The organism is Streptomyces smyrnaeus (genome assembly GCF_017676345.1).
Lineage (GTDB): Bacteria > Actinomycetota > Actinomycetes > Streptomycetales > Streptomycetaceae > Streptomyces > Streptomyces smyrnaeus.
Genome location: NZ_JAFFZM010000011.1, coordinates 164960 through 191937, shown reverse-complemented (window position 1 = coordinate 191937; position 26978 = coordinate 164960). Strand labels below are relative to the sequence as shown.

General features: G+C 72.8%; 31 protein-coding genes. 14 read left to right on the top strand and 17 right to left on the bottom strand.

Features of this window, described 5'->3' with window-relative positions; all coding sequences use genetic code 11:
* The first annotated feature begins 26 nt into the window (after window positions 1-26).
* Window positions 27-461, top strand: a complete 435-nt coding sequence (locus tag JW613_RS19580) for a hypothetical protein (protein WP_209212115.1) — start codon at window positions 27-29, stop codon at window positions 459-461.
* On the opposite strand, the gene mug is transcribed toward JW613_RS19580, so the two are convergent.
* From mug to JW613_RS19545, 7 genes are all read right to left on the bottom strand, one after another.
* Window positions 447-950: a G/U mismatch-specific DNA glycosylase gene (gene mug, locus JW613_RS19575; RefSeq protein ID WP_209212114.1), complete on the bottom strand. Its 504-nt coding sequence runs from the start codon at window positions 948-950 to the stop codon at window positions 447-449. The genes JW613_RS19580 and mug overlap by 15 nt on opposite strands.
* Before the next feature lie 47 nt (window positions 951-997).
* Window positions 998-2428 carry an adenylosuccinate lyase gene (gene purB / locus JW613_RS19570; protein WP_209212113.1) on the bottom strand — a complete coding sequence of 477 codons (1431 nt, stop codon included), beginning with the start codon at window positions 2426-2428 and terminating at the stop codon, window positions 998-1000.
* 251 nt (window positions 2429-2679) lie between these two features.
* A complete protein-coding gene (locus tag JW613_RS19565) occupies window positions 2680-3480 on the bottom strand; it encodes an SGNH/GDSL hydrolase family protein (RefSeq protein WP_209212112.1) in 801 nt (266 codons plus the stop codon).
* An 82-nt stretch (window positions 3481-3562) separates the two neighbouring features.
* Entirely contained in the window at window positions 3563-4573 is a 1011-nt protein-coding gene (locus JW613_RS19560) for a hemolysin family protein (protein WP_209212111.1), read from the bottom strand.
* Window positions 4570-5931, bottom strand: a complete 1362-nt coding sequence (locus JW613_RS19555; RefSeq protein WP_209212110.1) for a hemolysin family protein — start codon at window positions 5929-5931, stop codon at window positions 4570-4572. The genes JW613_RS19560 and JW613_RS19555 overlap by 4 nt, the downstream gene beginning before the upstream one ends.
* A gap of 203 nt (window positions 5932-6134) precedes the next feature.
* Window positions 6135-6560 carry a GNAT family N-acetyltransferase gene (locus tag JW613_RS19550; protein WP_209212109.1) on the bottom strand — a complete coding sequence of 142 codons (426 nt, stop codon included), beginning with the start codon at window positions 6558-6560 and terminating at the stop codon, window positions 6135-6137.
* Window positions 6561-6635: 75 nt separating this feature from the next.
* Window positions 6636-7532, bottom strand: coding sequence for a TIGR03621 family F420-dependent LLM class oxidoreductase (locus JW613_RS19545; protein WP_209212108.1), 897 nt, complete (start codon window positions 7530-7532; stop codon window positions 6636-6638).
* Window positions 7533-7677: 145 nt separating this feature from the next.
* On the opposite strand from JW613_RS19545, the gene JW613_RS19540 reads away from it, so the two are divergent.
* A complete protein-coding gene (locus JW613_RS19540) occupies window positions 7678-7944 on the top strand; it encodes a toxin-antitoxin system HicB family antitoxin (protein WP_209212107.1) in 267 nt (88 codons plus the stop codon).
* Window positions 7941-8312, top strand: a complete 372-nt coding sequence (locus JW613_RS19535; RefSeq protein WP_209212106.1) for a fic family toxin-antitoxin system, toxin component — start codon at window positions 7941-7943, stop codon at window positions 8310-8312. Before JW613_RS19540 ends, JW613_RS19535 begins: the two co-directional genes overlap by 4 nt.
* Before the next feature lie 9 nt (window positions 8313-8321).
* Here the strand turns inward: JW613_RS19535 and bioD are convergent, their stop codons facing one another.
* Genes bioD through bioB form a run of 3 tightly spaced genes read right to left on the bottom strand, consistent with a single transcriptional unit; the run spans window position 8322 to window position 11593 of the window.
* Window positions 8322-9077, bottom strand: coding sequence for a dethiobiotin synthase (gene bioD / locus JW613_RS19530; RefSeq protein WP_209212105.1), 756 nt, complete (start codon window positions 9075-9077; stop codon window positions 8322-8324).
* 22 nt (window positions 9078-9099) lie between these two features.
* Window positions 9100-10515 carry an adenosylmethionine--8-amino-7-oxononanoate transaminase gene (locus JW613_RS19525; protein WP_209212104.1) on the bottom strand — a complete coding sequence of 472 codons (1416 nt, stop codon included), beginning with the start codon at window positions 10513-10515 and terminating at the stop codon, window positions 9100-9102.
* Window positions 10508-11593: a biotin synthase BioB gene (bioB, locus tag JW613_RS19520; RefSeq protein WP_099878205.1), complete on the bottom strand. Its 1086-nt coding sequence runs from the start codon at window positions 11591-11593 to the stop codon at window positions 10508-10510. Before bioB ends, JW613_RS19525 begins: the two co-directional genes overlap by 8 nt.
* A 227-nt stretch (window positions 11594-11820) precedes the next feature.
* Between bioB and JW613_RS19515 the strand changes: the two genes are divergently transcribed.
* Together JW613_RS19515 and JW613_RS19510 are read left to right on the top strand one after the other, a co-directional pair.
* Entirely contained in the window at window positions 11821-12981 is a 1161-nt protein-coding gene (locus JW613_RS19515; protein ID WP_209212103.1) for an 8-amino-7-oxononanoate synthase, read from the top strand.
* Window positions 12982-13284: 303 nt separating this feature from the next.
* Window positions 13285-13716 (top strand): ATP-binding protein, encoded by a 432-nt coding sequence (locus JW613_RS19510; protein ID WP_209212102.1) that lies wholly within the window; start codon window positions 13285-13287, stop codon window positions 13714-13716.
* A gap of 22 nt (window positions 13717-13738) precedes the next feature.
* On the opposite strand, the gene JW613_RS19505 is transcribed toward JW613_RS19510, so the two are convergent.
* The 3 genes from JW613_RS19505 to JW613_RS19495 all read right to left on the bottom strand — a co-directional run bounded on the left by JW613_RS19505 (window position 13739) and on the right by JW613_RS19495 (window position 16300).
* Window positions 13739-14401, bottom strand: a complete 663-nt coding sequence (locus JW613_RS19505) for a GNAT family N-acetyltransferase (protein ID WP_209212101.1) — start codon at window positions 14399-14401, stop codon at window positions 13739-13741.
* A gap of 33 nt (window positions 14402-14434) precedes the next feature.
* Window positions 14435-15403 (bottom strand): DMT family transporter, encoded by a 969-nt coding sequence (locus JW613_RS19500; protein WP_209212100.1) that lies wholly within the window; start codon window positions 15401-15403, stop codon window positions 14435-14437.
* A 258-nt stretch (window positions 15404-15661) separates the two neighbouring features.
* Entirely contained in the window at window positions 15662-16300 is a 639-nt protein-coding gene (locus JW613_RS19495) for a TetR/AcrR family transcriptional regulator (RefSeq protein WP_209212099.1), read from the bottom strand.
* 38 nt (window positions 16301-16338) lie between these two features.
* On the opposite strand from JW613_RS19495, the gene JW613_RS19490 reads away from it, so the two are divergent.
* Entirely contained in the window at window positions 16339-17388 is a 1050-nt protein-coding gene (locus tag JW613_RS19490; protein WP_209212098.1) for a Gfo/Idh/MocA family protein, read from the top strand.
* A gap of 52 nt (window positions 17389-17440) precedes the next feature.
* Here JW613_RS19490 and JW613_RS19485 read toward each other — a convergent pair whose 3' ends face one another.
* Window positions 17441-17770 carry a hypothetical protein gene (locus JW613_RS19485; RefSeq protein ID WP_209212097.1) on the bottom strand — a complete coding sequence of 110 codons (330 nt, stop codon included), beginning with the start codon at window positions 17768-17770 and terminating at the stop codon, window positions 17441-17443.
* Window positions 17771-17777: 7 nt separating this feature from the next.
* Window positions 17778-18425: an ATP-dependent Clp protease proteolytic subunit gene (locus JW613_RS19480; RefSeq protein WP_209212096.1), complete on the bottom strand. Its 648-nt coding sequence runs from the start codon at window positions 18423-18425 to the stop codon at window positions 17778-17780.
* A gap of 251 nt (window positions 18426-18676) precedes the next feature.
* Here JW613_RS19480 and JW613_RS19475 point away from each other — a divergent pair, with 251 nt between their 5' ends.
* Window positions 18677-19000, top strand: a complete 324-nt coding sequence (locus JW613_RS19475) for a type II toxin-antitoxin system Phd/YefM family antitoxin (RefSeq protein ID WP_209212095.1) — start codon at window positions 18677-18679, stop codon at window positions 18998-19000.
* A gap of 18 nt (window positions 19001-19018) precedes the next feature.
* Here JW613_RS19475 and JW613_RS19470 read toward each other — a convergent pair whose 3' ends face one another.
* Together JW613_RS19470 and JW613_RS19465 are read right to left on the bottom strand one after the other, a co-directional pair.
* Window positions 19019-20005 (bottom strand): M28 family metallopeptidase, encoded by a 987-nt coding sequence (locus tag JW613_RS19470; protein WP_307865950.1) that lies wholly within the window; start codon window positions 20003-20005, stop codon window positions 19019-19021.
* A gap of 228 nt (window positions 20006-20233) precedes the next feature.
* Window positions 20234-21259 (bottom strand): ABC transporter permease family protein, encoded by a 1026-nt coding sequence (locus JW613_RS19465; RefSeq protein WP_209212093.1) that lies wholly within the window; start codon window positions 21257-21259, stop codon window positions 20234-20236.
* Window positions 21260-21431: 172 nt separating this feature from the next.
* Here JW613_RS19465 and JW613_RS19460 point away from each other — a divergent pair, with 172 nt between their 5' ends.
* The 7 genes from JW613_RS19460 (at window position 21432) to JW613_RS19430 (ending at window position 26867) form a co-directional block, all read left to right on the top strand.
* Window positions 21432-22073, top strand: a complete 642-nt coding sequence (locus JW613_RS19460; RefSeq protein ID WP_209212092.1) for a TetR/AcrR family transcriptional regulator — start codon at window positions 21432-21434, stop codon at window positions 22071-22073.
* A 251-nt stretch (window positions 22074-22324) separates the two neighbouring features.
* The gene (locus JW613_RS19455; protein WP_209212091.1) at window positions 22325-22627 is read left to right on the top strand and encodes an urease subunit gamma; all 303 of its coding nucleotides are present in this window, start codon (window positions 22325-22327) and stop codon (window positions 22625-22627) included.
* Window positions 22628-22653: 26 nt separating this feature from the next.
* A complete protein-coding gene (locus JW613_RS19450; protein WP_209212090.1) occupies window positions 22654-22965 on the top strand; it encodes an urease subunit beta in 312 nt (103 codons plus the stop codon).
* Window positions 22958-24679 carry an urease subunit alpha gene (locus JW613_RS19445; RefSeq protein WP_209212089.1) on the top strand — a complete coding sequence of 574 codons (1722 nt, stop codon included), beginning with the start codon at window positions 22958-22960 and terminating at the stop codon, window positions 24677-24679. The genes JW613_RS19450 and JW613_RS19445 overlap by 8 nt, the downstream gene beginning before the upstream one ends.
* A 13-nt stretch (window positions 24680-24692) precedes the next feature.
* Window positions 24693-25355, top strand: a complete 663-nt coding sequence (locus tag JW613_RS19440; protein ID WP_209212088.1) for an urease accessory protein UreF — start codon at window positions 24693-24695, stop codon at window positions 25353-25355.
* Between the two features lie 31 nt (window positions 25356-25386).
* Window positions 25387-26085, top strand: a complete 699-nt coding sequence (gene ureG, locus JW613_RS19435; protein ID WP_372447965.1) for an urease accessory protein UreG — start codon at window positions 25387-25389, stop codon at window positions 26083-26085.
* On the top strand, window positions 26082-26867 hold the full coding sequence (locus JW613_RS19430) for an urease accessory protein UreD (RefSeq protein ID WP_209212087.1): 786 nt from the start codon (window positions 26082-26084) through the stop codon (window positions 26865-26867). The genes ureG and JW613_RS19430 overlap by 4 nt, the downstream gene beginning before the upstream one ends.
* Window positions 26868-26978: the final 111 nt, after the last annotated feature.

Below are 26978 nucleotides of genomic sequence, written 5' to 3'. Positions count from 1 at the left end.
TCAGTGCCGGGAGGTTGACTGTTCCCATGCATCTCGCCCACCACCTCACCGAAATCGGACGGCTGCAGGCCGAGCCCACCGCCCGCATCGTCGCCTTACGTACGGCCGATCCGGACCCGGACGGCGATCCGGTCGAACTCCTGGAGGCCGAGCAGGACATACGCGCCGACCACGAGGCGCTGGTGGTGCTGCTGTCCCAGCAGTGGGGCGAGCCGGAGAGCGTCGATCTGGACGCGCTGCTGCCGGACGCCGGGGACCCGGTCCGGCCGAAGGAGGAGGAAGGCGTTCAACTGCCCGAACCGGAGCGCACGCTGTGCTGGCGGGTCGCCGAGCTGGCCGTCTGGACGGTGGGGGAGCGCTGGACGGGCGTCGGCCTGGCCCGGCGCGGTGAGGGCATGCCCTTCCAGCTCCTGGCGGCGGTGGGGGAGCGGGGCAGGAGGACACCGTCACTCCTCGGCTGACGCCGCCACCCGCAGTCTGCCGAACTCCTCGGCCAGCGCGGGCGGCGTGTAGTGCGCGTTGAGCCCGCTGGGGTTGGGCAGCAGCCACACCGGCGCCCCGCCGACCAGCCGCTGCTGCGGGCCCACCGCGGCGGCCGGCTCGTCGAAGGCGGCGCGGTAGGCCGTTATGCCCAGCACCGCCAGCCAGCTCGGCCGCAGCCGCGCCACCTTCTCCGCCAGGAGCCGGCCGCCCTCGGCGAGCTCCTCGCGGGACAGCTCGTCGGCCCGCGCCGTCGCCCGGGCGACCACGTTGGTGATGCCCAGGCCGTACGACAGCAGCTCCTGCTCCTCCTGGGGGAGCAGCCTGCGCGGGGTGAAGCCGGAGGCGTGCAGCGCGGGCCAGAACCGGTTGCCGGGGCGGGCGAAATGGTGGCCCGTCGCCGCCGAGAGCAGGCCCGGGTTGATGCCGCAGAACAGCACCCGCAGCCCCTCGGTGGCCACGTCGGGCACCAGCCGGTCGCGGGCCGCCTCCAGCTCCTCCTTGGTGAACCGCGGACTCAGAGGATCGCTCCCGGACGGTAGGCGACGGCCTCCGGGTGCAGCTGGGCAACCTCCTGGACGCGGCTGACGACCTCGGCCGTCTGCGCCGCCGCCGCACCGGTGAACGACAGCCGGTCCGCCATCAGCTCGCCCAGCGCGGTGCGGTCCAGCGGGATGCGCGAGTCGGCCGCCAGCCGGTCCAGCAGCTCGTTGTGCTCGGCGCCCTTGCGCATCGCCAGCGCGGAGGCGACCGCGTGTTCCTTGATCACTTCATGGGCGATCTCCCGGCCGACCCCGGCGCGCACGGCGCCCATCAGTACCTTCGTCGTCGCCAGGAACGGCAGGTAGCGGTCCAGCTCCCGCGCCACCACGGCCGGGAAGACACCGAACTCGTCCAGCACCGTCAAGAAGGTCTCCAGCATCCCGTCGAACGCGAAGAACGCGTCGGGCAGCGCGACCCGGCGCACCACCGAGCAGGACACGTCGCCCTCGTTCCACTGGTCGCCCGCCAGCTCACCGGCCATGGAGGCGTAGCCGCGCAGGATCACCATCAGGCCGTTGACGCGCTCGCAGGAGCGGGTGTTCATCTTGTGCGGCATCGCCGAAGAGCCGACCTGGCCCTCCTTGAAGCCCTCGGTGACCAGCTCCTGGCCCGCCATCAGCCGAATCGTCTTGGCCAGCGACGAGGGGGCGCCGGCCAGCTGCACCAGCGCGGTGACCACCTCGTGGTCCAGCGAGCGCGGATAGACCTGCCCGACGGAGGTGAGCACCCGGCCGAAGCCGAGGTGCTCGGCGATGCGGCGCTCCAGGTCGGTGAGCATCTCCTGGTCGCCGCCGAGCAGGTCCAGCATGTCCTGCGCGGTGCCGACCGGGCCCTTGATACCGCGCAGCGGGTAGCGGCGCAGCAGCTCCTCCAGCCGCTCGAAGGCGACCAGCAGCTCGTCGGCACCCGTCGCGAACCTCTTGCCCAGCGTGGTGGCCTGCGCCGCGACATTGTGCGAGCGGCCGGCCATCACCAGGGCCGCGTGCTCGCCCGCCAGCGTGCCCAGCCGGTGCAGCAGCGCCACCGTGCGGTCGCGTACCAGCTCCAGCGAGAGCCGGATCTGCAGCTGCTCGACGTTCTCCGTCAGATCGCGCGAGGTCATGCCCTTGTGCACGTGCTCGTGCCCGGCCAGCGCGTTGAACTCCTCGATCCGCGCCTTCACGTCGTGCCGGGTGACCTTCTCGCGCTCCGCGATCGAGGCGAGGTCGACCTCCTCGACGACCCGCTCGTAGTCCGCCACCGCCTCGTCGGGCACGGTGATGCCCAGGTCCCGCTGGGCCTTGAGCACGGCGAGCCACAGCCGCCGCTCCAGCACGATCTTCGACTCGGGGGACCAGATACGGACCAGTTCCGGGGAGGCGTAGCGGGACGCCAGGACGTTCGGGATACGCGGCTTGTCACTCACGCCGCCCGAGTCTACGGGCCGCTGCGCGCTGCTGTGCCGCCACCTGCCGGTGAGGGGGCCCCTGCTGTGTCTGCGGGCTGCGGGTCGTTTGTGGCCGGTCGCGCAGTTCCCCGCGCCCCTGATGGTCCAGGTCTTGCGCTTGGGCAGTCCGCTCCCCCAGCCTCCGGCCGGGAGGTGCCCCTGGGGGTACCCCCTGCTCGAAGAGCTCGGGGGAGCAGGGTGGCAAGCGCAGCCCCCCATGCCGGGTACGCCTACATGGGGATGAGCTCCGGCCGCTTGGGCGCCCGGCCGTCACCGGAGGAGCGGCCGGTCAGCCGCCGCCCGATCCAGGGCAGCAGATGGACGCGGGCGAAGCGCAGATCGGCTGCCCGGCGGGCTGTCCAGGAGGGCGGGGCGGCGGGCGGCAGCGGAGCGTTCCAGTCGGACTCGGCGGGCAGCCCGAGGCGCTGCCAGACGGCTTCCGCCACCCGCCGGTGGCCTTCGGCGGTGAGGTGCAGCCGGTCGTCGGCCCACATCCTGGGGTCGCCCAGCGCCTCCGAGGCGAAGAGGTCCACCACCACCGCGCCGTACCGGTCGGCCAGCCCGTCGATGAAGTCGAACAAGTGCTCCATCCGGGCCCGGTAGCGCTCCAGCACCGGGCCGCGGCGGCCGGGGCTGCGCATCAGCACCAGCGTCCCGCAACTGGGCGCCAGCGTGGCCACGGACTCCTCCAGCAGTGCGCACACCCGCGCGGTGTCGCAGCCCGGCCGCAGTACGTCGTTGAGCCCGCCCACCAGCGTCACCAGCTCGGCCCGCATCGCCGCGGCGGGCGCGACCTGGTCCGCGGTGATCTGTCCGATGAGCTTGCCGCGCACCGCGAGGTTGGCGTACCGGAACTGCGGCTCCAGGGCGGCCAGCCGGCTCGCCAGCACATCGGCCCAGCCCCGGTATGCGCCGCCGGGCAGCAGATCCGACATGCCCTCGGTGAAGGAGTCGCCCAGGGCGACGAACGAGCGGAAGGCGGCGGGCGGTTGGGTGGATTCCGCGGGCGAGGCGGGTGCTGCACTGGTCACGGTCGCCCATGGTAGCCCGTTGCCCCGAGCAACGATCTCTCGCCCTCGGGGCAACCGTGCCGTCGGCGGGCGGGCGGCGCTGCTACGCCTGGCCGACCAGCTCGCGCAGCACGTCCTCCATCGTCACCACACCCGTCGCCCGCCCGTCGGAGCCGGTGACGGCTGCCAGATGGGTGCCGCTGGAGCGCATCGCGCCCAGCACGTCGTCCAGCGGCAGCGAGGCGCGCACCCGGGCGATCGGACGCATCGCCGTCAGCGGGAACGGCGCCTCCCGGGGCGAGGCGTCCAGCGCGTCCTTGACGTGCAGATAGCCCAGTACCCGGCCGTCGTCGTCCACCACGGGGAAGCGGGAGAACCCGGACTCGGCCGAGAGGTTCTCCAGCCCCTCGGGCGTCACGCCGCGACCCGCCGTCACCACCTTGTGCAGCGGCTGCGCCACATCGCCGATCGGCCGCCTGCCCAGCTCCAGCGCGTCCCGGAGCCGTTCGGTGGAACGGTCGTCCAGCAGCCCCGCCTCACTGGAGTCGGCGACCATCTGCGCCAGATCGTCGTCGGAGAACGCGGCCTCGACCTCGCTTTTGGGCTCGACCCGGATCAGCTTGAGGATGCCGTTGGCGAACGAGTTCACCGTGAAGATCACCGGGCGCAGCGCCCTCGTCAGAGCCACCAGCGGCGGACCCAGCAGCAGCGCTGCCCGCTCGGGCCCGGCCAGCGCGATGTTCTTCGGCACCATCTCGCCCAGCAGCATGTGCAGATAGGTGGCCAGCGACAGCGCGATCACGAAGGAGACGCCGTGCGCCACACCGTCCGGTACGCCCATCGCGTGGAAGACCGGCTCCAGCAGGTGGGCGATGGCCGGTTCGGCGACGACACCCAGCACCAGGGTGCACAGCGTGATGCCCAGCTGCGCCGCGGCCAGGATCTGCGCCACGTGCTCCAGGCCCCACAGCACCTTGCGGGCCTTCTTGTCGCCGTCCTCGGCCAGTGGCTCGATCTGGGCCCGCCGTACCGAGATCAGCGCGAACTCGGCGCCCACGAAGAACGCGTTGAGCACCAGCGTCAGGAACCCGATGAAGAGCTGGATCACCGTCATCGGTGTGCCTCCGCCCGGTCAGCGGCCGCGGACCCGGCCGGATCGTCCTGCGGCGCGGGCCCGTACAGCCGCACCTGTGCGGCGCGCCGTCCGGTCGCGTCCGTGACCTCCAGCCGCCAGCCGGCGACCGACACCGTGTCCCCGACGGCCGGGATGCGTCCCAGTTCGGTGGCGATCAGCCCGGCGAGCGTCTCGTACGGGCCCTCCGGGGCACGCAGCCCGATGCTCTCGACCTGGTCGGTACGGGCCGCGCCGTCCGCCACATAGAGGTGCCGGCCCTCCGCGTCCTGTCCGGCCGGCGCCAGATCGGGCGTCTCCAGCGGGTCGTGCTCGTCGCGGACCTCGCCGACGACCTCCTCGATGATGTCCTCCAGGGTGACGACACCTGCCGTGCCGCCGTACTCGTCGATGACGATCGCGATGCTGCGGTCCCCGCCCGAGAGCTGGTCCAGCAGCCGGTCCACGGTCAGCGACTCGGGCACCAGCAGCGGCTCGCGCATCAGATCGGTCACCGGGCGCAGCCGACGTTCGGCGGCGGGCACCGCCAGCACGTCCTTGATCCGCACGATGCCGACGACGGTGTCCAGGTTCCCCCGGTAGACGGGGAAGCGGGACAGCCCCGTGGCGCGGGTGGCGTTGGCGACGTCCTCCACCGTGGCCTGCACCTCCAGCGAGGTGACCTGCACCCGCGGCGTCATCACGTTCTCCGCCGTCAGCTCGGCCAGGTGCAGGGTGCGCACGAACAGATCGGCCGTGTCCTCCTCCAGCGCGCCCTCCTTGGCGGAGTGCCGCGCCAGGGCCACGAGCTCCTGCGGGGAGCGGGCCGAGGCCAGCTCCTCGGTGGGTTCGAGCCCCATCCGCAGCAGTACCCGGTTGGCGGTGTTGTTCAGATGGCGGATCAGCGGCCGGAAGGCGGCGGAGAAGACGCGCTGCGGTGTCGCCACCTTCCGGGCCACCGGCAGCGGCTTGGAGATCGCCCAGTTCTTCGGCACCAGCTCGCCGACCACCATCAGGACGACCGTCGAGAACCCCGTGCCGAGCACCAGGGCGACGGACGAGGAGGCAGAGGAGGGCACGCCGAGCGAGCGCAGCGGTCCGGCGATCAGCTTCGCGATGGACGGCTCGGCGAGCATACCGACGATCAGGTTGGTGACGGTGATGCCCAGCTGCGCGCCCGACAGCTGGAAGGTGAGGGAGCGCACGGCCGCCAGCGCGCTCTTCGCACCCCGGTCGCCGCGCTGCTCGGCCCGCTCCAGTTCGCTGCGTTCGACGGTCGTCAAGGAGAACTCCGCCGCCACGAAGCCACCGCAGGCCAGCGACAGCAGCAGTGCCACCAACAGCAGCAGGACTTCCGTCATCGGCCCCTCACCTCCCTCCCATCGTGGGACAGGGGGCGCCGGTACGCGCGATGTCGGTTGCTGCTTCGGGGGCCACTACTGGGAGGGTCGCCCATGGGCGGACGCTCACACCTTTCGGATCCGATGACTGTGCCGGGCCTGCGGGAATGCAGGCCCGGCGATGTACAGCGTAAACGGACCGAGTGGCCGACCGGTTCCTGAGCTCAGGAGACGAGTGTTTTCACCCAACGGCTCCACTGTGGTTGCGGAGCGTAACCGGCGGCTTCCCACGCCCGGTGCGCCCGCTCGTTCGCGTCCAGCACCATCGCGTCGCCGCGCCGCCCGCCCAGCGCCGCGAACCGCTCCTCGGCGGCGGCCAGCAGGGCCCGGGAGACGCCCTGCCGTCGCCGGGAGGGCGCCACCGCGAGCCGGTAGAGGGAGCAGCGCCAGCCGTCCCAGCCTGCGATGACGGTGCCGACCAGGTGTCCGTCCCACTCCGCCAGCAGCAGGGCCTCCGGGTCGCGGGCCAGCAGCCGCGCCACCCCCTCCCGGTCGTCGCTGACGCTGGTGCCCTCGGCGGCCTCCCGCCAGAAGGCCAGCACCGCCTCGATGTCCCGCTCGGTCGCGGCCCGTATCGAAAGATCGCTCATGGTCGGCATCCCAGCACGGCCCGCACTGCCGCTGCCACGCTGTTTCGCCTGCTGAACGGGTGGTGCCGGTGCTGATCAGCTGCCGCTCAGCTCCTCCACCACCGGGGCGAACACGTCCATGAAGGGGTCGAGCACGGTGAAGTACGAGAAGCCGAAGCGCTCCCGGTGGGCACGCAGCTGCTCGGCCATCTCCTTGGGGGAGCCCAGCAGGAGGGCCGGGTGCGCCAGCAGCTCCTCGTCGCTCATCCCCGGCCCGTACGGGCGCAGACGCTCCAGGGCCTCGCCGGGGTCGGCGGTCTGCGCGACGTACTGGACGAGGTAGTTCAGCTCCGGCGGCTCGGCCCGGTCCTCGGCGAAGCCCATGGCCGCCCGGGTGCGCTCCTCCAGCTCCGCCGGGGAGATCAGCGCCATCGTGCCGTCCGGTTCGCCCGGCACCTGGCGACCGCCGGTGAAGGCCGCCACCGCGGCGGTGCGGGCCGCCAGCCTCAGTACGCGGTCACCGTTGCCGCCGATCAGCAGCGGCACCGGCTCCTGCACCGGGCGCGGCGTGTGCTCGGGGTCGGCCAGCAGCCGGCTCACCTCGGCGACCAGGTGCTCCAGGTGGTCCACCCGGCCGCCCGGCGAGGCCCACGGCAGGCCCGCTCTGTCGTGTTCGGCCTTCACATAGCCGGCGCCCAGCCCCAGCTCGAACCGGCCACCCGAGAGCTGGTCGACGGTAACCACCTCGCGGGCCAGCAGCGCCGGGTTCCAGAAGCCGGCGTTGAGCACGAACGTGCCCAGCCGGGGCCGCTCGGTGGCCTCGGCGGCAGCCGCGAGCGCCGGGAAGGGGGCGGACATGCCCAGGTGATCGGCCACATGGACGGTGTCGTAGCCCTGTTCCTCGGCTCGCCGGCAGCGCTGCCGGAACTCCTCGCCCGAGCCGAAGCTCACCATGTTCACACCGAAACGGAACGGTCGTACGGGACCGGACATGCCAAGCCTCCCTGGAGGGCGCCGAGTTGGCGTCGGTGAGCGGTCGAAGCCTTGATCCTAGGGCGGGCCGGCACCCCCGGGCCACGGGGTGGTGGGGCGACCCGGCGCCTGTTCACTGCTAGCGGAACGGTGCTAGCGTGGTGGTGTGGCGAAGACACAGATGAACGTCCGCGTCGACGAGGCGACGGCGCAGGCCGCCAGAGAGCGTGCGCTGGCCCGCGGTGTGAGCGTCAACCGGTACATCGAGGAGCTGGTCCAGCGGGACGCGGCCGAGGTGGGCCGCTCCTTCGTGGACGCGGCCGCCGACTTCATGAAGAGCTACGAAGCGGTCTTCGCCGAGGAGTTCGACACCGCGCCCGGCGAGCGCGGCGGCGCGAGCGGGAGCGGGACCGGAAGCCTGCCCGCGGCGTGACCGTACGCATCGACCTCGCCTGGCTGCTCATCCTGGCGGAGGAGAAGACCCCCGGCGACCCACGCGTCACCGACTACGGGGCCCTGGTCGCCGCCGTCAGCCGCCACGAAGCCGCCATATTCGGCCGCCCCGTCTACGCCGAACCGTACGACCGCGCCGCCGCGCTGCTGCAACTCCTGCTGCACGTACCGGCCCTGGAGCGCTCCAACGCCCTGTTCGCGTCCGCCGTGGCCTACGGCTACCTCGTCGCCAGCGGACTGAAGGTGGTCACCTCGCCGGAGCGGATCCGCGACCTGGCGAGGCTCGTCAAGGACGGCACCGCCGACCTCGACGCCATCGCCGCGGAGCTGCGCAGCTGGACCCTGTGAGCGGCCCGCTCAGTCCGCTGCCGCCGGTACCGTCGCCGTGCCGCCCAGCTCAGGTGTCAGCCAGCCCGGCGCCGCCGCGCTGAACCGTGCCGGCGGCAGCGCACCGGCCCTCTCGGGGACGGCGCCCAGCAGCGGCAGCCCGGAGTACCGCGGCAGGTCGGCGAGGTTGCAGCGCTCCGCGAGCCCCGGCGTCGCCGGCATGCTGCCGATCACCGTCCCCGCGCACTCCACCCGCCGGGCCCGCAGCGCCTCGGCGGTCAGCGTCGCCGTGTTCAGCGTCCCCAGCCCCGCCTGGACGACGACCAGCACCGGCGCGGCCAGCAGCCGCGCAGCGTCCGCCAGGGTCGAGCCGTGGTCGTCGAACCGCACCAGCAGTCCGCCCGCGCCCTCGATCAGCACCAGGTCGTGCGAGGCGGCCAGCTTCTCGGCCGCCTCCGCGACCTGGCGCGCCGACACGTACGGCAGGTCCGCGCGTCTGGCCGCCGTCTCCGGCGCCAGCGGCTCGGGGTACCGCGCCAGTTCGGCGCCGGTCATCGCGTCCGGCGCCGTCCCGCCACCGCCGGCCAGCCGCAGCACCTCGGCCACATCCCCCGGCTCGTCGGCGGCCACCCCCGTCTGGGCGGGCTTGAGCACGGCAACCGAGCGGCCGGCGCGCAGTGCGCACGCGGCCACCGCCGCCGTGGTCACCGTCTTGCCGATCTCCGTCCCGGCTCCGGAGACGCACAGCACGCCGCCCCCACCCGGCAGATCGGATGTGTTCCACATGTTCGGCATCCTCGGCCTCCCGTCAGCCTTCCCGGGCCGCCGCGCACATCGCGGCGGCGATCCGTGCGACGTCCTCGTCGTCGGTGACGTACGGCGGCATGGCGTAGACCATGTCGCGGAACGGCCGCAGCCACACCCCGGCCCGTACGGCGGCGCGGGTCGCCGCCGCGAGGTCCACCTCGTGGTCGAGGCGTACGACACCGATCGCGCCCAGCACGCCGACCTCCCGTACCCCCGGCAGTCCGGTGGCGCCGGCCAGCCCGGCGCGCAGGCCGTCGCCCACCCGCCGCACCTGGGCCCGCCAGTCCTGGGACAGCAGCAGATCCAACGAGGCACCCGCTATCGCCGCGGCCAACGGGTTGCCCATGAACGTCGGTCCGTGTGCCAGCACCGGTACCGAGCCCGCCGCGATCCCCCGCGCCACGCGCGGTGTGCACAATGTGGCGGCCATCGACACATAGCCGCCGGTCAACGCCTTGCCGACACACATCACATCGGGAGCCACCCCGGCGTGCTCGGCGGCGAACAGCTCTCCGGTGCGGCCGAACCCGGTGGCGATCTCGTCCAGCACCAACAGCACATCGTGCGCGTCGCACACCTCGCGCAGCGCCCGGACGTACCCGGGGGAGTGGAACCGCATCCCGCCCGCGCCCTGCACCACCGGCTCGACGATCACGGCGGCCAGTTCGTGCGCGTGCTGCCCGATCAACTCCCGCAGGTGCGCCAGATACGCCTCGTCGGGCTCCGCGGCGAAGCCGGAGGGCGGCGCCTGGGCGAACACCTGCACCGGCAGCGCGCCCGACCACAGCTGGTGCATACCGCCCTCGGGGTCGCACACCGACATCGGCTGCCAGGTGTCCCCGTGGTAGCCGCCCCGCCACGTCAGCAGCCGCCGCTTCTCCGGGCGGCCCAGCGAACGCCAGTGCTGGAGGCACATCTTGACCGCCACCTCGACGGCGACCGAACCCGAGTCGGACAAGAAGACGTGCTCCAGATCGCCGGGAGCGATCTCGGCGAGCCGGGCGGCCAGCCGTACGGCGGGCTCATGGGTGAGCCCGCCGAACATCACATGGCTCATCCGGCCGAGTTGGTCACGGGCGGCCTCGTTGAGCACCGGGTGGTTGTAGCCGTGGATGGCCGACCACCAGGACGACATGCCGTCCACCAGCTCCCGCTGCCCGTGCGCCGCCTCGGCCAGCCGCAGCCGCACCCCTGAGGCGGACTCCACCACCAGCGGATCGGCACTGCCCGGCATCGGCGCGTACGGGTGCCACACGTGCTGCCGGTCCAGCGCGAGCAGTTGCCCGATGCTTCCGGTGCTTCCGGTGTCCTGGGTGCTCCCGGTGGGGTCGGCGGCCTCAGCGGCGTCGGCCGCGCCCGGCTCGTCAGGCTCGACCGGTGCGCCGGGCACGGCTGTCGCGGTGGTGCGCTCAGGCATTGGGCGGCAGCTCCGTCCCCGCGCCCCGCAGCCGCACGGCGACCCGCTCATGGGGGTGTGCCGTCTCCTGCCGCCGGTGGTCCGGCAGCGTGGTCTCCTCGGTGCCCTCGACCTCGAAGCCGGAGTCGGCGATCATCTCCAGGTCGGCCTTGCCCGCCTGGCCCTCGCTGGTGAGGTAGTCGCCCAGGAAGAGGGAGTTGGCCAGGTGCAGCGCCAGCGGCTGCAGCGAGCGCAGATGCACCTCGCGTCCGGCTGCCAGCCGCACCTCCACATCCGGACAGACGAACCGCACCATGGCCAGGATGCGCAGCGCACGCTGCGGCGTGAGGTTCCACTGCTCGGCCAGCGGCGTGCCCTCGAACGGCAGCAGGAAGTTGACCGGCACCGAGTCCGCGTCCAGCTCCCGCAGCGAGAACGCCACGTCGACCAGGTCCTCGTCCGTCTCACCCATCCCCGCGATCAGCCCGGAGCACGGCGAGAGCCCGGCACCCCGCGCCTGCTTGACGGTCTCCACCCGGTCCTCGTACGTGTGCGTGGTGCAGATGTCGCCGTAGGTGGCCTCGGACGTGTTGAGGTTGTGGTTGTAGGCGTCGGCCCCCGCCGTGCGCAGTCGCTCGGCCTGCCCCTCGGAGAGCAGGCCGAGGCAGGCGCACACCTCGACGCCCTCGTTGCGGTCCTTGATGGCCTCGATCGTCCGGGAGACCCGGTCGATGTCACGGTCGGTGGGGCCGCGCCCGCTGGCCACCACGCAGACCCGCTTGGCGCCGCCCCGCACCCCGGCCGCCGCGGCGTCGGCCGCCTCCTCGGGCTTGAGCCAGCTGTACTTGAGGATGCCGGCCTCGGAACCGAGCCGCTGCGAGCAGTACGAGCAGTCCTCCGGGCACAGCCCGGACTTGAGGTTCACCAGATAGTTGAGTTTGACCCGCTTCCCGAACCACCGGCGGCGCACCTTCCCGGCAGCCGCCACCACATCGAGCAGGTCGTCATCCGTGGTACGCAGCACCGCCAGTGCCTCGTCCCGCGTGGGTGTCTCGCCGCGGAGCCCCTTGTTCACCAGTGAGTTCAGCAGGTCGTCCATGGGCACGATCCTTGCCCATGCGACCCTGCCGGGTAATGGAGGAAGCCTACAAGACCGCTTGAGCGAGGTGTGGATGTTGTCACACGTCGACCTTCGTCATGGCACGTTAGGTTCTATTGACTGCCTACAAACAACCGGCACAGCCCCAACCGTGCATCCCAGGCCGCGCGAAAGCCCGGGCGCCCCGGCGGCCCGGCGTGACGACGCGGGTGACGAAGAGAGCCCCCATGTCCCAGGACCCCTTCGCATGGACCGCCGCGGCGCTGGAGACGCGCCGCGCCGCAGGGCTGCTGCGCACCCTGGTGCCGCGGCCCGCCGACTCCCCGCTGCTCGACCTGGCCGGCAACGACTACCTCGGCCTCTCCCGGCACCCCGAGGTGGTCCACGCCGCCGCCGAGGCGGCCCGGAGTTGGGGCGCCGGCGCGAGCGGCTCCCGTCTGGTGACCGGCTCCACCGAACTGCACGCCCGGCTGGAGACGGAGCTGGCCGCCTTCTGCGGCTTCGAGGCGGCCCTGGTCCTCTCCTCCGGGTACGCCGCCAACCTCGCCGCGGTCACCGCGCTCACCAACGCGCCGGGCGGCGGCGGCCTGATCGTCTCCGATGCCCACAACCACGCCTCACTGATCGACGGCTGCCGCCTCTCCCGCGCCCGCAGGGCCGTCGCCGCGCACGCGGACCCGGAGGCGGTGGCCAAGGAACTGCAGACGCACACGGGCGAGGGGCCCGCCCTGGTCGTCACCGACTCCGTCTTCTCCGTCGACGGGAACGCGGCCCCGCTGGCCGCGCTGGCCTCCGTCTGCGCCCCGGCGGGCGCCGGGCTGCTCGTCGACGACGCACACGGTCTCGGGGTGCTCGGCGAGGGCGGCCGGGGCGCACCGTACGCGGCGGGGCTCGCGGGCACCCCCGGCACGGTGGTGACGGTCACCCTGTCGAAGTCGCTGGGCAGCCAGGGCGGCGCCGTCCTGGGGCCGGCGCACGTGATCGCGCACCTGGTCAACACCGCGCGGACCTTCATCTTCGACACCGGGCTGGCCCCCGCCGCGGCGGGCGCCGCACTAGGTGCACTGCGGCTGCTGCGCCGCGAACCCGAACGCGCGACGCGCACCCGTGCCGTCGCCACCGAACTGCACACCCGGCTCACCGCGGCCGGATTGGACGCCACCCGGCCCGACGCGGCCGTCGTCTCGGTGCGGGCCCCCTCGCCGCAGGCCGCGGTGCGGTGGGCCGCCGACTGCCGCAGCGCGGGCATCCACGTCGGCTGCTTCCGTCCGCCGTCCGTCCCCGACGGCGTCTCCCGCCTGCGGCTGACCGCCCGCGGCGACCTGTCCCCAGCCGTGCTCGCCCGGGCGGCGGACACGGTGATCGCCACGGCACCCCGCACGGCCTGAGCCGCAAGGCCGGCGGCACTCCGCCGCCCCCGGAGGCGGCGTGCCCTCCCCGGGCGTGAGGGCCCGATAGTCGGGGCCGCGGCCAAAACGGTCCCGGCCCCGCAGAGTTCACCGCTTCGGGCGACAGAACCGCGCGCAAGCAGGGGGATCGGCCGCACGGCGCCGCCAGGAGTGGCACTCTGTCGCGCAGCGGTTCCGGGACGCCCTCCGCCCCTTCGAAGGCGCGGATGCGAAAGCGCGGAGCGTGTGCCCGCTGCCGCGCGACGGAGGAGCCAACGGCCCCGGGAAAGGGACGGCCTCGCCATGGCAGACCACCAGGAAGCGACGATCACCCTGCCGAGCGTGCCCGCTTCCGTCGCCGCCGCCCGCAGACATGTCATGGAAACCCTGCGCGCCTGGGGCCTGCCGGCGGACGCGGACGCCATGGAGATGCTGCGCCTGATCGTCTCCGAGCTCGCCACCAACGCCGTCCAGCACACCTTCGGCAGATCGCCCACCTTCACGGTCGATCTACGGCTGGAGGAGACCGAGCGGCTGTGTCTGGGCGTCACCGACAGCCACCCCGGCCGACCCCGCAGGCTCCCGGCCGCCGTGCAGCAGGACAACGGACGCGGACTGGTGATCATCCGTACCCTCACTGCCGAGTCCGGCGGCCGGATGCGGGTCGTTCCCGCGCCCGGCGGCGGCAAGACCGTCCGGGTCGAACTCCCGTGGCTGCCGGTGCCCACGGGGTGACCGGGGCCCGGCCCCGGCCGGTTCAGCGCGGAGACTCCTCCGGTGAGAGCAGCACCTCCGCACCGACGGGTACGAAGCCCGCCGCGAGGAACGCCCGCAGGCTCGCCGCGTTGCCCGGCGCCACCTGCGCCCACAGCGTCTCGTCCGCCGGCACGAGGGCCCGCGCGGCGGCGGCCAGCGCGCGGCCCAGCCCCAGGCCGCGGGCCGTGTGGTCGACCTCGACGGCCACCTCCCAGCGGTCCGCCACCCCGCGTCCGGTCAGCACCGTGCCGCCGCCGGAGGCCGTCCAGACCCGGACGTCCGCGCGGTGGGCGAGCGCTCTGACCACTCGCGGGTGCGACTGGTCGCGGGTCTCCACCAACCCGCCGACGAACGCCGGGTCGTGGGCGGCGGCACCGGGCTCCGGCGGAAGGGCGAGCAGCACATCGATGCTGCCCGCCTTCCGGCCGGTACGGGCGCACAGCGCCGTGAGGAACGGCGGCCCGAGCGGAGCGCCGAGGTCGTCCGGCGGCAGCTGGCGCCGTATCCACTCCGGTGGCAGGTCGGCGAAGACGACCGCGTGCCCGGTCAGTGCGAGCACGCCCGCGTCGCGGGGTGCGGGCTGCGGCAGCACGGTCGTGCCACCGTCGGGAGGCGGGAACTCGCCCCGGGCGGCGGCCTCGAGAATCTTCGCCAACTCGTCCACCCGCCGGAGCCTAGGCGGTCCGTCCGCCGGTGCCTAGGCGGTCCGCGCCGTCTCGGCCCGGGTCAGGAACGCCACGGCGGTCAGCAGTACCAGCGTGCCCGCCAGCATCGGCAGGGTCAGCCGCTCCCCGAGCAGCCCGACGGCGAGCACCGCGGCGCTGACCGGCTCGATCAGCATCACCACCGAAGCGGTGGCGGCCCGCACGACGGCGGCACCCGCGAAGTACAGCGGGTACGCCAGAGCCGTGGGTACCGCCGCCACGTACAGCAACAGCAGTACCACCCGTACCAGTTCACCGGAGTGCGGGAGGGCTCCCTCGGCCAGCGCGAACGGGAGCAGCACAACGGCGCCCACCCCGAACGACCATGCGGTGAGAGTGAAGGAGCTCTCCCGCGCACCCGAGCTGCCCACCCAACGGGCGAGCACCATGGAGGCGGCGAAGGCGGCCGCGGACAGCAGGGCGAGGGCGACACCGCCGGGCCGCACCCCGCCGCTGCCGTCGCCCAGCACCAGGACGGCGAGCCCGGTCAGCGCCGCGCCCACGGCGGCCGTACCGCCCCGGCCCAGCCGCTCGCCCAGCGCCGTCCAGGCGCCCAGTGCCACGAACACCGGGGCCGCGCCCAGCGTCACGATCGTCGCGACCGCCACTCCGGTCGCCGGTACGGCGGCGAAGTAGGCGGTCTGGAAGACGGCCAGACACAGCCCGGTCGACAAGCGCAGCACGAATCTGGAGCGGGGGAGGGCAGGGCGCAGCCGCGGCACCGCGGTCGCCCCGCGCGGACGCAGCCACAGCAGCAGGACGCGCCCTGTGAGCAGCAGTGTCAGTCCGCTGACATAGCGCCAGAAGGACACCGCGAGCGGGCCCAGGTCGCTGGAGGAGAAGATGAGGTCGACGGCCGCGCCCGTGGTGCCCCAGGTGGCACCGGCGGCGGCGAGGAAGAGCAGGCCACGCCCGACGGGCAGGCCGCAGGAGCCGGAAGAACCGGCGGAAGAAGTCGGCACGAATGCGCTCCGCGTAAGGAGGGGTCGAATGGTGGTCCCGTGCGCGGGCGCCACCGACCCCGCGGCGGACAAGCGTGCGTCCGTCGCGGCAGCCGAGCGTGGCCGCCCGCCTTACGCGGTGGGCGGGGAGAGCGTCGTCGTTGCCGAAAGCATGATCGGCACTCTAATCACCGGGGCCGACATCCGTCATCGGAAATCCGGATGGTGGACGGGGCGTGCCAACGGGGCGTGCCGGGGCGGCCTTCGCCGAGGTGGGATTCAGGCAACGGGAGCGCCCGGCACCGTGCCGACGCGTGTCGGGCGCAGCCCGTCGAGGACGATCCGCAGATTGCGCTCCCACTGCTGCCCGTCGGCCCGCAGACCCAGCGTGTGTTCGCCTGTCGCGGCGGCGGCGAACAAGAACGCGACGTCATGCCAGGTGACGTCCGTACGCAGGTCGCCGCTGGATCGGGCGCGTTCCACCAGACGGCGGATCCCCTCCCGCAACTGCTCGATCCGCGTGGCGAGAGCGTCTGTGCAGGCGCCGCCGAGCGCCTCGCTGATGCCGCAGCTCTCCGCACGGAGGCGCACGTAGGCCGTCGCGAAGCCACAGAGCCCGTTCCAGGGGTCCGGGTCCGCCAGCGCGCGGTCGGCGGCGTCGGTGATCTCGTCGAGGACTTCGTCGAGCACCGTCTCGAGGAGCAGTTCCAGGGAGGGGATCCGCCGGTAGAAGGTGCCGACACCCACGCCTGCCCGCTGCGCGATCTGGTGCGCCGACACGCCGACGCCGACCTCCGCGACCGTGGTCCGGGCCGCTTCCACCAGCCGCTCGACGTTGCGCCGGGCGTCGGCGCGCGGGCGCCGCCCCGACTGGTCGACCAGCAGACGGTCGACTGCGTTGCTTCTCGGTCGGCTCATGTGCTGATCCTAGCGATAACTGGACCAAACCTGTCCGGTTGACCCGCGGTGGGCACCAGCCGCGCCGAGAGCGCCGAGGCGGCGGCGCGCCGGTTCGGGGCCGCCCACGCCTTCACCGACCCCGGGCAGCTCGCCGAGCATCCCGAGGTGGACCTGGTCGTCGTCACCGTGAGGTCCCCGCGCACGCCGAACTGGTCGAGGCGGCGCTGGCGGCCGGCAAGCACGTGTACTGCGAGTGGCCGCTGGCCCGTACCACCGAGGAGGCCGCCGGTCTCACCGAGGCGGCCCACAGCGCCGGTGTGCACCATGTGATCGGACTGCAGGCCCGGTACGCCCCGGCCGTCGCCTACGCCCGTGACCTGGTCGCCGAGGGCCGGTTGGGGCGTGTCACATCGGCCACCGTGTACGCCGCCCGCGGCAAGGGCGCCCGGGGGCGGATCCCCGGCTGGGCGGCCTACACCCTGGAGCGCGACAACGGGGCCGGGACCTTGGAGGCCGCGGGCGGGCACACCCTCGACGCGCTGCAGTACATGCTCGGCGGCATCAGCGAGCTCTCGGCCGGCTTGTCCGTCCAGCACCCCGTGTGCACCGTCGCCGAGACCGGTGAGGTGGTCGAGGCGACGAGCCCCGACCACCTCGTCCTCGCCGCGACGCTCGGCAACGGCGCCGTCGTCTCCGCCCACATCCACGATGCCGGGATCGCCGACGCCCGGACCCGGCTGGACATCGCGGGCACCGAGGGAGACATGGCTCTCGTCTCCACCGGAGCAGCCGGCCCGGCAGGCATCCAGATCGGTGAACTGCGCCTGCTCGGGACGGCCCCGGACGGTACGTATCAGCAGTTGCCCGTCCCCGACCGGTACCGCTGGGCCGACGGCATCGACCCGGCCGCGGAGGGCTTCAACGTGGCCCAGATGTACCGCCGGCTGGCCCAGGACCTGCGCCCCGGATCCGACGGCACCCCGACGTCCGGCGCCGCCCCGGCATCCGACCGCGTCCCAGGATTCGACGCCGGCCTGCGGCTGCATCAGCTCCTCGACACGATCAGGCTCTCGGCCGCTACCGGCACCCGCCGGCCCACTGGCTGACGCGGGAGCCGTACTCCGCCGGGGCTGAACTTCGGTGTGCTCCCCGCCTGCTCTAGGTGGTGCGGTCGTCCGGTTTCGGTGCGGGTGGCCCGACCAGTCCCGCGCGCCGTTCCCCGTCGAGCACCCGCAGCGCCCGCTCCAGCGTCGCCGCGTGCAGTTCGCTCTCGCCGCGCTCGTGCATCAGCGTCAGCGCGTCCCGCAGCCGGACCGCCTTGCTGACCAGGCCCTGGGCGGCGCGCAGTCCGCTGTAGGTGTCGCGGCCGCGAGCCGGGTTGATACGGCCGAGCAGATCGAGCACCTCCAGATAGGCGTCGACCACCTCGCACTCGGCACGGGTCAGCGCGGGCAGCGGCGGCAGGTCGGGCGGCCGGTGGCGGCTCATCCCGGCCTCACCGCCGCACCGGGGCGACGGGCGCCGATTTGCGGCTGGTGGTGAGCCGGTCGATGAGCCCGTAGTCGACGGCCTGCTCGGCGGTGAAGATCTTGTCGCGCTCGATGTCCTGGCTGATCCTGTTGCGCGGTTGGCCGGTGTGCCGCTCGTACAGCTCCTCCAGCATCTCGCGGGTGCGCAGCATCTCCCGCACCTGGATCTCCAGATCGCTGGTCTGTCCCTGGACGGGCTCGCTGAGCGACGGCTGGTGGATGAGGATGCGCGCGCCCGGCAGCGCGAGCCGCTTGCCCGGCGTGCCGGCGGCCAGCAGTACGGAGGCGGCCGAGGCCGCCTGTCCCAGACAGACGGTCTCGATGTCGCAGGAGACGAAGCGCATCGTGTCGTAGATCGCGGTCATCGCCGTGAAGGAGCCGCCCGGCGAGTTGATGTACAGCGAGATGTCCCGGTCCGGCGCGGTGTGTTCGAGGTGGATGAACTGCGCCATCACATCGTTGGCCGAGGTGTCGTCGATCTGGGTGCCGAGAAAGACGATCCGCTCCTCCATCAGCTTCGAGTACGGGTCCATCGTCCGCATGCCGCTGCTGGTGCGCTCCGTGAACTCGGGCAGGACGTACCGGGCTGTCGGTGCTGTCGGCTGGTTCCGCATGGCGTCGCACTCCACTCCGAGCGAGAAAATGTACAGGTTGTACAGAACGTACGCTGAGCAGCCTGCCACGGTCGGCGCTCAACAGCCCATGGAGCGGGGCGGATTCCGCTGAAGGCGAAGCAGGGAGATCCCTCGCGCGGGGTGCGGAGGAGAGGGCGCAGGGGCGGCGGGACAGGGGGCGAGCAACGCCCGACTGCTGTCCGATAACCGCTTTGACCTGCGGTTTTGAGCTCGCCCCTAGAATGGCGGGCATGGCTTACGAGATTCCGGTGACGCAGGCCCGGGCCGAGCTGGCGGAGCTGATCAATCGGGTCGTCTACGGCGAGGAGCGCGTTGTGGTGACCCGGCATGGAAAGCCGCTCGTCGGACTGGTGTCGGCTGCCGATCTGGAGCGGCTGGAGCGCTTGGAGGCCGCCGACCAGGAGCAGCCGGAGCCCGAGGAGATCCTCAGCACCGTCTCCGGATTCCGGGACGCCCATGGCGGTGCGGTGCCGCGCGAGGCGCGGCGGTTCGGGATCGCCGCCGAACACCGGGGCCCGGCCGCCGGGGACCGGCGGCCGGGCCAGGGGAGTTGAGCCCGCAGGGGTCGAAGGTCAGGAGCTGAGCGTCCAGACCGCGTGCGCGATGGCGTCGCTGTGCAGGTCGAGCGCCTTCTCGTCGATGTTCGAGGTGTCGTCGCAGGACGAGTGGTAGCACGCGTCGTACGGCTCGCCCGCCGTACCGCCCCACTTGTCGGCCTGCGCCCGGGTCTTCCGTGCGCCGGCGCCGGTGAAGGTGCCGCCGACGGTGACGCCCGCCCGCTTGAACGAGGCGTGGTCGCTGCGTCCGTTGGTCTCCTCCGAGGGCTCCGTCCGGACCCCCTTGGCGCGGAACCAGTCCGTGAACACGGACTCGACGGCCGGATCGTCGTCGTAGACGAAGTGGCCCGCGTTGGGCGAGCCGATCATGTCGAAGTTCAGATACGCGTCGATCTTGCCGAGCTCGTCCTTCGAGAGGCTGTCGACGTAGTGGCCGGAGCCCACCATGCCCTGCTCCTCGGCTCCCCACCAGGCGAACCGGAGATGCTTCTTGGGTTCGAGGTCCGCCTTGGCGACGGCCAGTGCGGTCTCCAGCACCCCGGCGGAGCCCGACCCGTTGTCGTTGATGCCCGGACCGGAGCGCACGGAGTCCAGATGGGCGCCGGTCATGACCGTCGCCCCGGTGCCGCCCTTGGGCCAGTCCGCGATGAGGTTGTAGCCGGTGCTGCCGCCGCTGGTGAACTCCTGGACGGTGGTCGTGAAACCGGCCGCGTCCAGTTTCTGCTTCAGATGATCGAGGGAGGCCCGGTAGCCGGGGCGGCCGTGTGCGCGGTTGCCGCCGTTGGCCTCGGCGACGGACTGCAGCTCCTTCAGGTCCTGTTGGACGGCGGCGACGTCGATGTCGGGTGCCGCGGCCGTCCGGGTGGCCGGTCGGCCGCCGGGGCCGTCGGGGCTGGCCTGGGCGGCTCCGCCCGCGGCGGCGAGCAGGGCGAGGGCGAGCGCGGTGCTCGCCGAGGTGGCGACGGCAGCACGGCGCTGCTGTCTGTGGTGTCCGCGTATCACTGCTGAGCTCCGATGGTGTGGGGGGTGTGGGACTGCCGAGGACGGCAGGTATCGCCCGGAGCGGCGAAGGGAGCGATGCTGTTGATTTGACGCGGACATGAGAATGCTGCGGGTGTGCGGCCCCGTCAAGAGCGCATATCGGACAGGCGGTTGCGGAGAGCGGAAGGCCGGGGCTCTTCTCTCCGCAACCGCCCGTCGGTCGCGTTCCGCTGCCGAGGCGGGTCCGGCTCAGCCGGCCGGCACCCGGTCGACCGCCGGGGCCCGCCGGGCATCCGGCTGGCGCGACTCCGGCCGCCCGGCGCGCAGGCCGCCGAGGGTCACCGCGGCCAGGCCCAGCACCGCCCATACGGTCAGCACCAGCACCGGGGTGTCCACCGCCCGGCCGTCGAAGAACCCGACGCCGCGCAGCAGCGTTCCCCCGGCCCCCGGCGGCAGCAACTGGCCCAGCACTCCCAGTGGTTCGGGCAGCATCTCCGGCGCGCTGGACACCCCGGACCAGGGGTTGCCCAGCAGCACCGACAACAGTGCGCCCAGTCCGATGCCCTTCGCTCCCAGCAGCGTCCCCAGCCCCGCAACCGTGGAACTCACGGCGAGCACGGTCAGTCCGAACGCGGCGGCCTCCGCCCACCAGTTGCCGGTCAGGATGCCGAGCCAGCTGTCGGCCAGTGCGGCGGCCGCGAGACCGACCAGCGCGGAAGCCCCCAGCAGCGCGGCCACGCCCGGCGTACCGCGCAGCCGCAGCAGGACGGTCAGCCCTCCGGCCGCCACCCCCGCGAGGGCGAGCGGCAGCACGCTCGCGCTCAGTGCCGCGCCCCGCGGGTCCGCCGCGGGGGCGGGGGCCACATCCTCGGTGCGCGCCCGGGTTCCCTCGGGTGCGGCCCGGGTGGCCACCTGGGTCAGCAGCTGTGCGACCACGGGACCGGCGGCGCTCGCCGTCAGCATCTTGGGCCCCGAGGCAGTGGCGACCACGGCGCCGTAGACCTCGCGGTCCCGTACCGCCTGCCGTGCCGAGGCCTCGTCGTCGTAGCGGTGGACCTCGAAGGCCCCCTTCTGCTGGTGGAGTTGGTCCGTCAACTGCTCGACGGCGGCAGGCGGGCCCGCGACGCCGAGCGGCAGGTCGTGCGGTGCGGTGCGGGCGGCGGACCAGGCGAAGGCCCACAGTGCGAACGCGACGATCAGCGGCACCGCCACCAGTACGGCGAGCGGCCCCCGGGTCCGGGGCCGGGTGGGGGAGGGGTCGGGAGTCGTGGCCATGGTGTGACCCTCCAGCTGGGAGAGAAGGGCGGACGGGATGGAAGAAGGGGCGAACGCGGCGGCGGCGTGCAACCGCGTCTCGCAAAGAGAAGGATCGTTCGTTTTAGCGAGACCACCGTTGCGTGGGCGCGCGTCGATTGTCAAGAAGGAACGTTCGTTTTAGGCTCTCGGTATGGCTCGCGTCTCCGCCGAACACCTAGAGGCCCGCCGTCGTCAGATCCTGGACGGCGCCCGCCGCTGCTTCCTGCGCAACGGCTTCCACGCCACCTCCATGCAGGACGTGCTCAAGGAGAGCGGGCTGTCCGCGGGTGCCGTCTACCGCTATTTCCGCAGCAAGGAGGAGATCATCGCAGCCGTGGCGGCGGAAGCGCTGGAGACCATCCGCACCTCCTTCGAGCAGGTGACCTCCGCGCAGGTGCCGCCGACGCCGGACGAGCTGTTCATCGAGGTCTTCGGACGGCTCCAGGAGTCCGTCGGGGCCGGCGAGGACCCCAGGGAACTGCCCCGCCTGCTCGTCCAGGTGTGGAGCGAGGGGCTGCGCAACCCCGAGCTGGCCGAGACGATCTCCGACGCGTACGCGCAGCTTTCCGTGCAGTGGGCCCGGCTGATCTCGCAGTACCAGTCGCGGGGCTGGGTCGACCCGGGGGCCGACACCGTGCATGTCGCCCGCATCCTCATCGGCGCCGTACAGGGGTACTTCGTCCAGCAGGCGCTGTGGGGCGGTATCTCACCCGAGGAATTCGCCACGGGGCTGCGCGCTCTGGTCTCCATGTCGGTGCCGGACGACCACCGGACAGCGCGTGGAGAGCGCTGATCTCGTCGTTCCGCCCGCGGGGCGAGCCGGCCACCCGGCAAGCGGTGACCGGCGACGCGGGCGGTGACCGGCGACGCTGCCGTGCGGTCCAACCGCAGCGGCGAGGTTAACGCCACCGAAACGGCGCTGCCGTAATCTCCGGGGCAGTTGGCGGCCGAATACCACGTGTGTGATACATCTATCCTGCGTGTGTCGTCGCCGTGAGTGACCAGGGCATCCCCGGGCCCGGCGACGACGGTGAGGTGGAAAGCATGCAACTGACCCCGCACGAGCAGGAGCGGCTGCTCATTCATGTCGCGGCCGACGTGGCACAGCGGCGCAAGGACCGCGGTCTGCGCCTCAACCACCCCGAGGCCGTCGCCCTCATCACGGCACATGTACTCGAAGGCGCCCGCGACGGGCGGAGCGTCGCCCAGCTGATGGAGTCCGGGCGGACGGTACTGACCCGTGACGACGTCATGGAGGGCATCCCCGAGATGCTGCACGACGTCCAGGTCGAGGCGACATTCCCGGACGGCACCAAGCTCGTCACCGTGCACGAGCCCATCCCCTGACCGCGCCGACGAGGAGTCGCCCCACCATGATCCCCGGAGAGATCCTGTACGCCGAGGAACCGGTGCAGCTCAACGCGGGCGCCGAGGCCACCCGGCTCACCGTGCTCAACAGTGCCGACCGGCCCGTGCAGGTCGGCTCCCACTACCACTTCGCCGAGGCCAATCCAGGGCTCGACTTCGACCGCGAGGCCGCGCACGGCAAACGCCTCGGTATCGCCGCGGGCACCGCCGTCCGCTTCGAGCCCGGTATCCCCGTCGAGGTCCTGCTCATCCCCATCGGCGGCAAGCGGGTGGTCGCGGGGCTGCGTTCGGCCACGGGGGGTGCCCTCGATGCCTGAGCTGTCCCGCGCCGCGTACGCCGACCTGTTCGGCCCCACCACCGGCGACCGCGTACGGCTCGCCGACACCTCGCTCCTCGTCGAGATCGAGGACGACCTCTCCGGCGGGCCCGGACGCGCCGGCGACGAGGCGGTCTTCGGCGGCGGCAAGGTCATCCGCGAGTCCATGGGTCAGGCGCTGGCCACCCGCGCAGAAGGCGCCCCGGACACCGTGATCACCGGTGCCCTCGTCCTCGACCACTGGGGCGTCGTCAAGGCGGACGTCGGCCTCCGTGACGGCCGCATCACGGCCCTGGGCAAGGCGGGCAACCCCGACACCATGGACGGCGTCCATCCCGAGCTGGTCATCGGCCCCGAGACGGAGATCATCGCGGGCAACGGCAAGATCCTCACGGCCGGCGCCATCGACGCGCATGTCCACTTCATCTGCCCGCAGCTCGCCGACGAGGCACTGGCCGCGGGCATCACCACACTCGTCGGGGGCGGCACCGGACCGGCCGAGGGCTCGAAAGCCACCACCGTCACACCCGGTGCCTGGCATGTCGCGCGCACCCTGGAGGGCATGGACGGGCTGCCGGTCAACGTCGGCCTGCTCGGCAAGGGCAACACCGTCTCGCGCGCGGCGATGCTCGCCCAACTGCGCGGCGGCGCCGTGGGGTTCAAGATCCACGAGGACTGGGGCGCCACTCCGGCCGTGATCGACGCCTGTCTGTCCGTCTGCGACGAGACCGGCGCCCAGGTCGCCATCCATACCGACACCCTCAACGAGGCGGGTTTCGTCGGTGACACCCTCGCCGCCATCGCCGGACGCGGTATCCACGCCTACCACACCGAGGGTGCCGGCGGCGGGCACGCGCCCGACATCATCACCGTCGTGGCCGAGCCCAACGTGCTGCCCTCCTCCACCAATCCGACCCGGCCGCACACCGTCAACACCATCGAGGAACACCTCGACATGCTGATGGTCTGCCACCACCTCAACCCCTCGGTGCCCGAGGACCTCGCCTTCGCCGAGTCCCGCATCCGGCCCAGCACCATCGCCGCCGAGGACACCCTGCACGACCTCGGTGCCATCTCGATCATCTCCTCCGACGCGCAGGCCATGGGCCGTATCGGCGAAGTGGTGCTGCGCACCTGGCAGACGGCGCATGTGATGAAGGAGCGGTACGGCGCCCTCGCCGGTGACGGGCGCGCCGACAATCTGCGGGCACGTCGCTATGTCGCCAAATATACGATCAACCCCGCCGTGGCACAGGGCATGGACGCCGAGATCGGCTCCGTCGAGCCGGGCAAGCTCGCCGACCTGGTGCTGTGGGACCCGGTGTTCTTCGGCGTCAAACCCCAACTCGTCCTCAAGGGCGGACAGATCGCCTACGCGCAGATGGGCGACGCCAACGCCTCCATCCCCACCCCGCAGCCGGTGCTGCCCCGCCCCATGTTCGGGGCGACAGGCCGCGCCCCCGGTACGAACTCCGTCAACTTCGTGACGCAGACCGCGCTCGACGACGGACTGCCCGAACGGCTGTCCCTGGCCAAGCGGTTCGTCGCCATCCGCGACACCCGCCCCGTTACCAAGGCTGACATGCGCCAGAACGACGCCAGACCCGATGTGCGGGTCGACCCCGACACCTTCACCGTCACCGTCGACGGAACGCCCATCGACCCCGCGCCGGCCGAGACGCTGCCCATGGCGCAGCGCTACTTCCTGTTCTGAGCCGGTCTTCACCATGAGCGTTGCCACATTGCTGCTGCTGGCCGACGGCAGGTTCCCCGCGGGAGGCCACGCCCACTCCGGCGGGGTGGAGGCGGCCGTCAGGGCCGGTCGGGTCCAGGACGCGGCCTCCCTCGAAGAGTTCTGCAGGAGCCGTCTGCACACGGCCGGTCTGACCTCGGCAGCCCTCGCCTCCGCAGCCGCGGCAGGGCACGACCCGCTCGCGCTGGACGAGGCGGCCGACGCCCGCACGCCCTCGCCCGCGCTGCGCCGCACGGCGCGCAGACTGGGGCGGCAACTGATGCGGGCCGCCCGGGCCACCTGGCCGGACCCGGAGCTGGACGCGCTGGCAGCCGCCCGGCCCAAGGGCGCCCACCAGCCCGTGGTGCTGGGGCTCGTGGCGCGCTCGGCGGGTCTCGGCCCGCTGGAGGCGGCGCATGCCGCGGCCTACGAGAGCGTCGGCGGAGCGGCGACGGCGGCCGTCCGCCTCCTCGGTCTCGATCCCCTCGACGCGACCGCCGTGCTGGCCCGGCTCGCCGCCGAGACGGACGAGGTGGCGCGGCAGGCCGAGGCCGCGAGCAGCAAAGCGGTGGAGGACCTTCCCGCCGCCTCGGCCCCACTGCTGGAGATCACCGCAGAGCAGCACGCGACCTGGTCGGTACGCCTCTTCGCCTCCTGACCGCCACGACCACCACCCCACGGAGGAGCCCGTGCACCTCGATCACACCGACACCATCCACCCCGAGCGGCACAGTGCCTCGGCGGCCCGGCCCGACGGCAGCCGCCGTGCGCTGCGCGTCGGTCTGGGCGGGCCCGTCGGCTCGGGCAAGACCGCCACCGTCGCGGCGCTGTGCCGTACCCTGCGCGACCGGCTCTCGCTGGCCGTCGTCACCAACGACATCTACACCCGCGAGGACGCCGCCTTCCTGCTGCGCGAGGCCGTGCTGCCACCGGAGCGGATCACCGCCGTGGAGACCGGCGCCTGCCCGCACACCGCGATCCGGGACGACATCTCCGCCAACCTGGAGGCGGTCGAGGACCTGGAGGAGGACATCGGCCCGCTCGATGTGGTGCTGGTCGAGTCCGGCGGCGACAATCTCACCGCCACCTTCTCCAAGGGGCTGGTCGACGTGCAGATCTTCGTCATCGACGTGGCGGGCGGCGACGACATCCCCCGCAAGGGCGGCCCGGGCGTCACCACCGCCGATCTGCTGGTCGTCAACAAGACGGACCTCGCCCCGTACGTCGGCTCGGACCTGGCGGGCATGGCGCGAGACGCCCAGGAGCAGCGCGGTGAACTGCCGGTGCTCTTCCAGTCGCTGCGCGGTGAGCCCGGCGTGGGACCGGTCGCCGACTGGGTTCGTGAGCAGCTCTCCGCCTGGACGGCGACGGCGGTCCTTCCCGCATGACGACGACCGCCACGGCGCCGCAGGGCACCGCGGGCGTCAGCGCCCGCGCCCGGATCACCGCCGTACCCGACGGACGCGGCGGCACCGCGCTGCCGCTGCTCAGCGGCGGGGGACCGGTGGCGCTGCGCCGTACCCGCTCGGCCGATCCGAGCGCCGCCCGGGTCACGCTGGTCGGGGCGATGAGCGCTCCGCTGCGCGGGGACCGGCTCGCGGTCGAGGTCCGGGCCGAGGCGGGCGCCGCACTGCGGGTGGACGGCAGCGCGGCCACCCTCGCCCTGCCGGGCCGTACGGCGGAGCCCGCCCGCTACGACGTACGGCTGGAGGCGGGCGAGGGCGGTCTGCTGCACTGGCTGCCCGAGCCGTTGATCTCCGTGAGCGGCAGCGACCTGCGGCAGCAGCTCCGTGCCGAACTGGCGCCGGGTGCGCGCCTTGTGGTGCGGGACGAACAGGTGCTGGGCCGTACCGGCGAGGAACCCGGCCGGCTCAGCAGCCGCCTCACCGTGCGCCGCGCCGGGCGCCCGCTCCTGGACCAGCAACTCGATTTCGGGCCGGGCGCCCCCGGTTGGGACGGCGGTGCGGCCCTGGGCGGACACCGGGCGGTGGGCCAGTTGCTGGTGGTCGACCCGGCGTGGGACCGGGAGCCTCCGCGGGCCCGCGTCCTGGGGGAGACGGCGGTCGTCACCCCGCTGGCGGGGCCCGCCGTACTGGTCACCGCTCTGGCCCCGGACGCTCTCCAACTGCGGCGTGTTCTCGATTCCGCACTGACGTTCACTTCTTGGTAAAGAACGATCCGGCGGCCTGTCCCTTACCGGCGACGACCATGAAGGATCCCCTCTGAAGGCCATCTCCGTGGTCACCGACAACAGCCGTCACACTCGGCAGCAATCGGAGGG

Coding starts and splice junctions, on each gene's coding strand:
- JW613_RS19525 (WP_209212104.1), bottom strand. CDS start 10,515: ATGCCTGAGCGCACCACCGCGACAGCCGTGCCCGGCGCACCGGTCGAG.
- JW613_RS19510 (WP_209212102.1), top strand. CDS start 13,285: ATGGCAGACCACCAGGAAGCGACGATCACCCTGCCGAGCGTGCCCGCT.
- JW613_RS19465 (WP_209212093.1), bottom strand. CDS start 21,259: ATGGCCACGACTCCCGACCCCTCCCCCACCCGGCCCCGGACCCGGGGG.
- JW613_RS19555 (WP_209212110.1), bottom strand. CDS start 5,931: ATGACGGAAGTCCTGCTGCTGTTGGTGGCACTGCTGCTGTCGCTGGCC.
- bioD (WP_209212105.1), bottom strand. CDS start 9,077: ATGTGGAACACATCCGATCTGCCGGGTGGGGGCGGCGTGCTGTGCGTC.
- JW613_RS19450 (WP_209212090.1), top strand. CDS start 22,654: ATGATCCCCGGAGAGATCCTGTACGCCGAGGAACCGGTGCAGCTCAAC.
- bioB (WP_099878205.1), bottom strand. CDS start 11,593: ATGGACGACCTGCTGAACTCACTGGTGAACAAGGGGCTCCGCGGCGAG.
- JW613_RS19440 (WP_209212088.1), top strand. CDS start 24,693: ATGAGCGTTGCCACATTGCTGCTGCTGGCCGACGGCAGGTTCCCCGCG.
- JW613_RS19455 (WP_209212091.1), top strand. CDS start 22,325: ATGCAACTGACCCCGCACGAGCAGGAGCGGCTGCTCATTCATGTCGCG.
- JW613_RS19485 (WP_209212097.1), bottom strand. CDS start 17,770: ATGAGCCGCCACCGGCCGCCCGACCTGCCGCCGCTGCCCGCGCTGACC.
- JW613_RS19460 (WP_209212092.1), top strand. CDS start 21,432: ATGGCTCGCGTCTCCGCCGAACACCTAGAGGCCCGCCGTCGTCAGATC.
- JW613_RS19480 (WP_209212096.1), bottom strand. CDS start 18,425: ATGCGGAACCAGCCGACAGCACCGACAGCCCGGTACGTCCTGCCCGAG.
- JW613_RS19580 (WP_209212115.1), top strand. CDS start 27: ATGCATCTCGCCCACCACCTCACCGAAATCGGACGGCTGCAGGCCGAG.
- JW613_RS19560 (WP_209212111.1), bottom strand. CDS start 4,573: ATGACGGTGATCCAGCTCTTCATCGGGTTCCTGACGCTGGTGCTCAAC.
- JW613_RS19515 (WP_209212103.1), top strand. CDS start 11,821: ATGTCCCAGGACCCCTTCGCATGGACCGCCGCGGCGCTGGAGACGCGC.
- JW613_RS19495 (WP_209212099.1), bottom strand. CDS start 16,300: ATGAGCCGACCGAGAAGCAACGCAGTCGACCGTCTGCTGGTCGACCAG.
- JW613_RS19445 (WP_209212089.1), top strand. CDS start 22,958: ATGCCTGAGCTGTCCCGCGCCGCGTACGCCGACCTGTTCGGCCCCACC.
- JW613_RS19430 (WP_209212087.1), top strand. CDS start 26,082: ATGACGACGACCGCCACGGCGCCGCAGGGCACCGCGGGCGTCAGCGCC.
- JW613_RS19545 (WP_209212108.1), bottom strand. CDS start 7,532: ATGTCCGGTCCCGTACGACCGTTCCGTTTCGGTGTGAACATGGTGAGC.
- JW613_RS19550 (WP_209212109.1), bottom strand. CDS start 6,560: ATGAGCGATCTTTCGATACGGGCCGCGACCGAGCGGGACATCGAGGCG.
- JW613_RS19475 (WP_209212095.1), top strand. CDS start 18,677: ATGGCTTACGAGATTCCGGTGACGCAGGCCCGGGCCGAGCTGGCGGAG.